We start from the raw sequence: 9,070 nt of genomic DNA on the forward strand, positions 1-9,070 counted from the left end.
ATGGAAACACCGGAAACCATAGGTCGTTTCTGTCTCCGTTCAACGCAATTCAAACCGATAAAGTGCTATGAGATTTTTTTGGTTTATCCTCGGGCTTATCGCCCTTTCTGCCTGTCAGCGTTACAGTACGCTGCCCGGCACAGCCACCGACAACGACTGGAAAGTAAAGCCCCTGCCAGCTTCCCCGCAACAAATGGATGGTGACCCGGAAGCGGGCTACGCCTTCATCGGAGGGGGCTCCTACATCGGGTCCGGTGTGCCCTTTGAGATGATGAAAAAGCGCCTCTCCGGCACCACCGATACCGTGCTGAGGCGAGGCGGTGTCAATGCCAACCTGCCCTACCCCGTTAGTGCCTTCGAAGCCGCCAAGGGCGGAACGCTCGTGATGAACGGCAACTGCTTCACCTGCCACGCCGGAGAGGTCAACGGGCAGATTGTACCGGGGCTGGGCAACAGCTTTTCAGACTACCAAAAGAGCTTCAAGCCGATGGGCAAGGTGATCCGGGTGGGCGTAGACTTCAAGTACAAAAAGGATGAGCCCGAGTGGGAGGCCTACGAGGACTTCTCCCGCTATTTCAATGCCATGGCGCCTTACATTCAGACCAATCAGCCCGGTGCCAATCCGGCCTTCCGGCTGGCAGAAGCCTGCATGCGCCACCGCGACCCGGTTGACCTGACCTACCGGGAGACACCCAACTACGATATGATGGACTACACCATCGCCACCGACGTCCCCCCTCTTTGGCATGTTAAGAAAAAGAACGCCCTGTACTACAACGGCATTGGGCGGGGCGATTTCACTAAGCTGCTTTTCCAGGCTTCTGTGCTGGGCATACCCGACAGTACGGCGGCACGGGAAGCCATCATTGGGTTCAAAGATGTCCTGGCGTGGCTGCAAACACTGGAGCCCCCGGCTTATCCCGGCCCGGTTGATCAGGCACTGGCGGCGGAAGGGCAGGTCATCTTCGAAGAAAATTGCAGCAAATGCCACGGCACCTACGGCGAGGAAGAGACCTATCCCAATAAGCTGGTTTCACTGGCACTCGTCAAAACCGACCCCATGTACGCCAATTACGCGAAAAACAGCGGCATCGTGGAATGGTACAACAGCAGCTGGTTTGCGCAATCAGAGCCGAAGTCGTACTTTGCGCCCGAGCTGGGGTATGTGGCACCTCCTTTGGATGGCATTTGGGCGACCGCGCCCTACCTGCACAATGGTTCGGTCCCTACGGTGGCTGCCCTGCTCGACAGCAAAAACCGGCCCGATATCTGGGTGCGGTCCGGAGACAGCCGGGACTACGATCACGAGCAACTTGGCTGGGCTTATACGGAGCTGGACAAAGCCAAAGGCGACTGGGCATTTGACACCAACCGCCCCGGCTACAGCAATAAAGGCCACGATTTTGGCGATAAATTATCAGTGGGTGAACGCACCGCTGTTATTGAATACCTTAAAACATTATAAACATGCGAATGCTATTGCTTGGGATCGCTTTGCTGGCTGCCTGCACGGGCGTTCAGGCACAAGCCCAGGATGTACAGGATATCAAATCCCGGATAAATCAATACTTCACCGCTACCGAAGACAAAGACTGGGAAACGGTGGTCGATTTCCTTTATCCGCCGCTTTTTGAGCAAGTCTCCAAAGCAGAGATGGTGCAAATGTTTGCCGACATGAGCGGCAACGGTATGGAAGTGGATATGTCGGGCTACCGCATTAAGCGCATCAGTGCTCCGTTCGCCTTTGAATCGGAGCGATACGCCCCCGTCAGCTACATGGGCACGATGACCATACAATTCACCTCAGATTCTTATAAAACTCCGGAAATGGTTGGCATGATCAAAGGCAACCTCGAAGGCACGCATGGCACGAACGCCGTGTCCTACGATGGCGCCACCAATACCTTTACGGTCCTTGTAGATAAGGTCATGTACGCCATTGCCGACGAGGGGACTAAGAACTGGTACTTCATCGAAAATGATGCCCAAAACCCAATGACGCAGAAGCTCATTCCTGCGGAGGTGAGGGCTCATTTTGCGGATCAATAGACTATGTTGTGAATTTCACTTTTGGAGCGAATGAAGTCAAATTTCATTCTGAACAAGGCGCGATGAAGGAGCCTAGCCAAAGCTAAGCGACTGAAGAGCAACGAAGTGCAGGATTAAATTTGGCAAATGCAGCCCAAAGGGTGAAGTCACATCATAGTCTAAAGCATCGAATTAAGCTGTTGCTGCGTTATAGTGGTGTGACCAAATCCTTAACCCTATGACGCGGCAGCTTTCTCTCCTGCAGTCCCCGGCATTTCTCCTGAGCCTGGGCTTATTACTCCTTAACGATTTTTACCTGAAAGGCGCTTTTCCGGGCCTGCTTACCGGTAAATTATCCGATTTTACCGGGCTGTTTGCCTTTGCGCTGTTTTGGATCGCCCTTTTCCCTGCTTACCGCAAATCCACTTGCTGGGGCATCGCCTTGTTTTTCCTGTATTGGAAAACGCCATTCAGCCAACCGCTGATCGAAGGCTGGAATAGCCTGACCGGGCTGCATTATGCCCGGGTGGTGGACTACACGGATTATCTGGCGCTGCCAGTCCTGATTTTGGCCTACCGCTATAGCCTGGCGTACGCACCTGATTGGAAGGTCCGGGTTCCCTACGCGATTCCGTTTTCTGTGGCCGTTTTTGCCTTCCTGGCCACGAGTACACCGGATGAATATGACTTTTTCCTTGTTCTGGATGAGACCTATGAGCTCCCTTATGGGAAAAATGAATTCGTGCCGCGGGTGGATGCTGCCGACAGCTTGTTCATTGAGCATGGATTGCCGCTTTCCGAAGGGTTGGAACCGGATACGGTAAACATCAGCTACTACGCGGCTCACTGTGGGGGCTATCAATGGGCGGACATTATTCTTATCCCCCGCAACGATAGCCTTACCAACCTGCAGGTCATCGGGCTGTACTATTGTACGGATGATCAGCAGCGCCGCCCCCTGGCTAAGGCGGAATTTGAGCGGCAGGTGATTGATAAGATTGATTAGCGTTTTTACCAATTGCAGAGATCGGGGATAACGTGCGACTTCTACGAAGTCGTTCTTCCATAGTGTTGCAGGGGGATACTAAGGTGTGACTCTACCCGGCTGTGCCAGGCAGACAGGTTCTACGAAGTCTTCCGGAATTTAATACAGGGGTATAGAGCCAAGTTGCACATTGGAACCTACTAAGCTTGTTCCTTTACCTCGAAGGTGGTGGAGTGCTCGAAGTCCCGGAAGTCGACCGCGCTGACACCGGATACGCCTTGCTCAGCCATGTAGACACCGTAGATGGTATCCACAGCGGCCATAGTCAGCTTGTTGTGGGTAACGATGATGAACTGAGAGTCTTTGGAGAATTTCTTGATGATCTTGTTGAATTTCTCGATGTTGGCATCGTCCAGTGGGGCGTCCACTTCATCAAAAATACAGAATGGGGCGGGCTTGAGCAGGTACAGCGCAAAGAGCAGTGCGGTGGCCGTGAGCGTCTTTTCGCCACCCGACAACTGACTGATGGTCTGCGGGCGCTTGCCTTTGGGTTTGGCAACGATTTCAATTTTGGATTCCAGCGGGTCATCCGGGTCCATAAGGATGAGGTCGCAGGTATCTTCTATGGTGAACAGGCTGCGGAAAACATCGATAAAGTACAAGCGGGCCTTCTCGAAGGACTCCAGAAACTGCAGGGTGGCCGTTTCCTCGATTTCTTTAATGGTGGTTTCCAGGTCTGATTTGGCCTGAAGGATATCGTCCCGCTGTTTGGTGATGTTCTCCGCCCGTTCTTTCATCTCATCGAAGGCTTCCACAGCCATGGGGTTGATCTCTCCGTAGTTCTCCAGGCGGCCACGCAGGCGATCTACCTTCAGGGCGATTTCCTCCTCCGGCATGCCCAGGGTTGGCTCTTCATTGATGATGTCGTTGATCTCAATATTGAATTCGATGCGCAGGCGCTGAGCCACGGAACCTACCTTATACTTGACATCATTGACCTTATCCTTGAGCGTATTCACCAGGATTTGTGCGTCCTGCCGCTGCTTGTTGAGCTTGCGAAGCTGATCTTCCAGTTCGTTAATGCCGCCCCGGGCTTTGTAGTAGGTCTGTTCGGCCTCGGTGAGCTTGGCTTCCCGCTGCTTGCGCAAATCGTAGAATTCCAGCAGCTGCTTTTGGAGGGCATCCGTAGCATCCTGCAATTCCCGGATTTCGAGCTGCGACTGTTCTAGCTTTTGGGCGTTGCCGGAAACGGTCGTGGTGGCTTCCTGCAGTTGCTTTTCGCGGAAGCTCAGTTCCCGCTGTAGGGCCGATACTTTATTCTGTTGCCGGATGAACTCGATGTTCTTTTCATTGAAGGCCGTGGAAGCGGCACTCATTTTCTCCGCTACGTCCCGATAGGTGATATCGGTGTCGGCAATGCGCTCCTTCAGCAGGCTGACTTCCCGTTTTTTCACCCGGAGCAAGCCATCCATCTCCTCGTTTTCGCGGTCCAGGGATGTGACCCGGTCGGTATGCCCCTGCAGCTTATCCTCCGCTTCTTTTATGAAGGACTCGAAGTTTTCGAGGCGGGTGGCATGTGCTGTTTTCTCCTGCATCAGCTGATTGAGCTGACGGCGGGCTTCCTGAATTTCCCGCTCGGTACGCCGGGCCTTGAGCTGATCCATGCGGCCCTTGAGGCTGTAATAGGCAGACGATAGCTTGTCTTCCTCCCGTTCCAGCTTCCGGATTTCCTTTTCGAGGACTTCCAGATTTTTCTTGCGGCCGATTTTTTTGCCCTCAAACAGGCCGATAGACCCGCCCGACACACTGTAGCGCCGCTGAATGAACCGCCCGCTTTTGGAGAGCAGTACATAATCACTGTCCTCTATGGCGCCCTTGATTTCTTCCTGATCAGTTACCAGCACATTTTCCAGCAGGTGGGCCACCAGTTTGCGGTAAGCCGGGTCGGTTTCCACCAAATCGAAAGCCTGTTGGGTATCGGGCAGCATTGCCATCGGGGGCACGTAGCGCTCGAAGGCGTCGAGCAGGAAGAAGTTGGCCTTGCCCTTTTGGGTGCTGTTGAGCAGGCGGATGGCTTTATAAGCCGCTTCCAGGTCCGGCACCACGTAGTAATTCAGGTAGGGCTCAAGGTAGTTCTCTATGGCGACCCGGTAGTCTTCCTTAACGTAGATGAGGTCAGACAGCAGGGGCGTTTCCGAATTCCACTCCTTGGATTTAGCGGTGCTCAGGAACTTAATTGACTCCGGAAAGCCCTCCAGGCTTTCGACCATGCTTTTGGTCAGCTGATACTCATTGCGGCGGGCATCGAGGGTACGGTTGACCTTGGTGCGTTGTTTATTTAGGTCGTCGAGTTCCTGATCAGTTTTTTCGAGCTGCTGTTGGCGTTCCTCTTCGGCTTTTTCCAGGCTTTCCACAGCGGCCTGCCGTTCGGCCTGCTGAGCCTCCAAAGTTTTCATCTTGTCCTGTAAGCCGACAATCTCCGTTTTCCGGCGGTCGATTTCCTCCAATCCGCGCTTGAGCTCGCGCTGACTGCTTTCAATCTGATTGGTATTGATGGCTTTCTGCTTCTCCAGCTCGAAGGTTTCCCGCTCCAGGGCTTGCTGTTGGCTGACCACCTCGTCCAATCCGGCCTTTAGCTGCCCATGGTCTTTTTTGATGGCCGCCAGCTGTTCTTCTGCCTGATTCAGCTCTTCTTCCAGGCGGGCTTCGATGCGCTTTTCGCCATTCAGCTCTGATCGGTATTGTTCAATATCTTCTTCCAGCTGTTGAATCCGGACCTTGGCATTTGTGGTCTCCTCCGTCAGTTTTTGCAGGTTATCGTGCAGAAACTGCTGCTTTTGCTGCTGCATCCGCTTGTCGTTCTCCATGCCGCGGATGTGTCCGACGAGGTTGTTCAGCTCGCGCTGATGCCCGGACAGGGCTTGCTCTTTGTCCAGGTTGGCTTTGCGCTCCTGCTCGAGTGCCGCTTCCCGGGTATTGATTTCCACATCGTACTGCCGGTAGTTGTCTTCCTCCTGTGTCAGCTTCTTGCGCAGTTCTTCCTGCTGCTTTTTAAGGCTACCGATTTTGAGAATGGCCAGCTCGGTGCTATAGCTCTTATACTTGTCCTTAAGCTCGAAGTACTTGCGGGCACGTTTAGCCTGCTTTTCCAGCGACTTCAGGTTGTTGCTGATCTCAAAAAGCAGGTCTTCCACCCGGTCGAGGTCTTCCGACGTGTGCTTCAGCTTGTTGAGGGTCTCGCGCTTGCGGACTTTGTACTTGGAAATGCCGGCGGCCTGTTCAAACATCTTTCGCCGGGAGTTGTCCTTATCGGCCAGGATGTCGTCCACCATCCCCAAGGCGATGATGGCGTAGGAATTGGAGCCAATGCCCGTATCTAGAAAAAGGGAAGTAATGTCCTTGAGGCGGCAGGTGACCCCATTGAGCCGGTACTCACTGTCCCCGCTGCGGTAAAGCATGCGCGTGATGGTAAGCGTGTGGTACTCGGTAGGCAGGAGGTTTTTGGTATTCTCAAAGGTCAGGGAGACCGAAGCCACGCCGCCCGCTTTGCGCCGTTTGGTACCGTTAAAGATCACGCTCGACATGGAATCCAGGCGGAGTTCCCGGCTTTTCTGCTCCCCGAGCACCCAGCGGATGGCATCCACGATATTAGACTTGCCGGAACCATTGGGGCCCACTATGCCAATGACGTCCTCCTCGAAGTTGATGATCGTTTCGTTGGCAAAACTCTTGAACCCCTTTATTTCCAGCTGCTTCAATCTCATAGCCCACAAAAATAGCACTTTCCGGGACATTGAAAACCGGAGGGGCGGTATATTTTATCCACAACGTATTCTCCATGGCTATTTAAGAACACCGGGGGAAGGGACCACCTCCGTCAAGACTATGGCGGTCAGAGCGTGCCCCCGGTGTTAGGGACGCCAGGCTGAATACCATCAATGTCTGGATTCCCATTAATATCATCAATGGACCTATTTCATAGCCAAATGGGTAATAATCAGTAGCGGCCTGAGTATGGGCTGGCGTAGTAGGTTCACTAAGGAGCTGCGACGAACACCGCTTTTCTGCGCTTGGGCTAGGTCTTGCGCATAGAGATTAGAGTTCGTCCCATTTACCTGGACTCTCTTTGTCGTGTATAAAATCAATCACACTAACTTGATCTTCCTTCTTGAAAACCTGAAAGATAATTCTGAAGGACCATTTTTTAGCATAACGGTATGGTGGAGAAGCCTTCTTTTTGTGGGAAGTAAAGGTACCAAGTGTTTCTTGTTATAGAGTTGTCCCGGTCATGAAACTGTTTCCACACCCGGTCTTGGTCAGGCTTATACCTATATAGCCATTTGTTCCTCGACGAAGTAGTGTATGGTATGGTAGTTACAAAAGGGAGTCACGATGAGTATCGTTTTCTTCTGTACGGGGGATTCATGGTAGGCCCTCAGGGGCGCATCTTGTCAGGATCTTGCCGTGTGTCAAAGACATCAGTCACAAAGATAATGTGCTTGGCGGCCCGATAAATGACCTTAATTTTTTTCTCAACCAGTATGTATCGGTGCCCTTTGCCAAAGTGCTTCAGCCTCTCTTCTTCCTGCCCGAGCATTGGATGCCCTTTGAGGCGCTCTGTACCCTTGCGTACTGCTTTGATGATCTTCACTCCCTTTTTTGGGTTCCCTTGGCTTGCATGGTAATCCCTTATCTGGATCAGGCGGCGCTCTGAGTTCCGGGTAAACTTGATTTTCATGACCCCAAAAGCCTTTCCATCACTTCATCTATATCTGATACCCGTCCGGCCTCGATGTCCCGTTCTGATTCTTCTGCCCGGGCTATGAGCTCCTCAACCGTGATCGGGCTCCCGTCCGGGGCCGAGCCCACTATCTCATTCATGCCGGCTTTGCCTTCACTGGCGCGCCGGATCGCTAGCAGTTCTTTGAGCAAGTCTACATCCTGAAGGTTGATTACCCATTCGATGAGCCTGTATTTCTCTGCTGGTACGTTCATTGGCCTTAATTTTTGATACATAAAGATAACGGTTTTATTGATTAATCCGTTTTCATTCCAGCGGGTGTTTACAGCTTGCCCTCATTTTCAGTTCCTCCAGTCCTGTTTGCTGGCAGGCCTCCGTGGAAGCAGCGCGCCGGTGCCCCGTGAAGGCTCGGAACGCATCAAATTGCCGCGCATACGGCGCAAAACCTCCCAGCCGGAGCTGGCGCCCATGGCAGAAGTCCACCAAAAAAACATCTCTAAGTATGAAAACGACGGCGTCGTGCCTTCGGCATTGACCCTCAAGGCTATCGCTGACGCCCTGGAGGTCACCACCGACTACCTGCTCGGCAGCCAGCGCGAGGATGCCATACAGGACAAAGTGCTCCTGAAGTATTTAAGGGAAGTAGACAACATGCCCGAGGATATGCGCCAGGCGATCATCAAAGTGCTCGATGCATGCGTGCGCGATGCCAAGACACGGCAGGCCTATGTTTATGCCGGCCGGTAGCGTCGGTACCTCCTGACGCAAAAAAGCCCCGCCACTCGGCAAGGCCTTTCTTCTTTGCTATACAGGATAACTGCGCGCTTTGCCAGCTGTAACTCTGCAAAGGCTGGGGGTCTCAGACCACTTGCAGCGTTGCTTTTTTGTGCGGGGGCGTAGGCTTCTTCCTGCATACTTCGCGCAGCGGGGTGCGCTTGATTTAAGCTACGTACAGCGGGGGACAGACTTAGGACATCGGGGCAACCAGCTTGCAAAATCACTTGCCATCGATTAAATAGAATTTAGAAGCCCCATAAAAATGCGATATCCTATAGCAATTAATATATATAAAGGGATTATACTAAAAAGTGTAAAAGTGTAAAAATCGGCTTGGTAGTTTTTGATTTTGACCTGTAACAGCCCCCTAAATACTCTGACAAAAGTCTAAAAACTTTTGGCTCTATGCGGATTTGTGTGGGTATTTAAGATTGAGTTTACCTGCTAATAAATAAATCATAGTGATGAAGTTATTGATATTCCGGTACCCTCTTGCTCTTCTTTTTGCCAATTGAATTTTAGCGTTGATGCCTTCTAAT

8 protein-coding genes are annotated in these 9,070 nt (G+C 52.3%); 4 read left to right on the forward strand and 4 right to left on the reverse strand.

Annotated features, from left to right (window positions below; translation table 11 throughout):
* Positions 1–67: 67 nt before the first annotated feature.
* The 3 genes from RIC19_RS17705 to RIC19_RS17715 all read left to right on the forward strand — a co-directional run bounded on the left by RIC19_RS17705 (position 68) and on the right by RIC19_RS17715 (position 3,034).
* Positions 68–1,465, forward strand: coding sequence for a c-type cytochrome (locus RIC19_RS17705; RefSeq protein ID WP_350179682.1), 1,398 nt, complete (start codon positions 68–70; stop codon positions 1,463–1,465).
* Positions 1,466–1,467: 2 nt separating this feature from the next.
* A complete protein-coding gene (locus RIC19_RS17710) occupies positions 1,468–2,049 on the forward strand; it encodes a hypothetical protein (RefSeq protein WP_350179683.1) in 582 nt (193 codons plus the stop codon).
* A 217-nt stretch (positions 2,050–2,266) separates the two neighbouring features.
* Complete coding sequence (locus RIC19_RS17715; RefSeq protein ID WP_350179684.1) at positions 2,267–3,034, forward strand: hypothetical protein; 768 nt, start codon at positions 2,267–2,269, stop codon at positions 3,032–3,034.
* Positions 3,035–3,213: 179 nt separating this feature from the next.
* Here the strand turns inward: RIC19_RS17715 and smc are convergent, their stop codons facing one another.
* The 3 genes from smc to RIC19_RS17730 form a co-directional block, all read right to left on the reverse strand.
* Entirely contained in the window at positions 3,214–6,777 is a 3,564-nt protein-coding gene (gene smc / locus RIC19_RS17720; protein ID WP_350179685.1) for a chromosome segregation protein SMC, read from the reverse strand.
* Between the two features lie 671 nt (positions 6,778–7,448).
* A complete protein-coding gene (locus RIC19_RS17725) occupies positions 7,449–7,751 on the reverse strand; it encodes a type II toxin-antitoxin system RelE/ParE family toxin (protein WP_350179686.1) in 303 nt (100 codons plus the stop codon).
* Positions 7,748–8,008 carry a hypothetical protein gene (locus tag RIC19_RS17730; protein ID WP_350179687.1) on the reverse strand — a complete coding sequence of 87 codons (261 nt, stop codon included), beginning with the start codon at positions 8,006–8,008 and terminating at the stop codon, positions 7,748–7,750. The genes RIC19_RS17725 and RIC19_RS17730 overlap by 4 nt, the downstream gene beginning before the upstream one ends.
* Before the next feature lie 37 nt (positions 8,009–8,045).
* On the opposite strand from RIC19_RS17730, the gene RIC19_RS17735 reads away from it, so the two are divergent.
* Positions 8,046–8,501 (forward strand): helix-turn-helix domain-containing protein, encoded by a 456-nt coding sequence (locus RIC19_RS17735; protein WP_350179688.1) that lies wholly within the window; start codon positions 8,046–8,048, stop codon positions 8,499–8,501.
* Positions 8,502–8,934: 433 nt separating this feature from the next.
* Here the strand turns inward: RIC19_RS17735 and RIC19_RS17740 are convergent.
* On the reverse strand, positions 8,935–9,070 hold a 136-nt coding region (locus tag RIC19_RS17740), incomplete at its 5' end, for a transposase (RefSeq protein WP_350176855.1).

The organism is Phaeodactylibacter sp., assembly GCF_040219495.1.
Lineage (GTDB): Bacteria > Bacteroidota > Bacteroidia > Chitinophagales > Saprospiraceae > Phaeodactylibacter.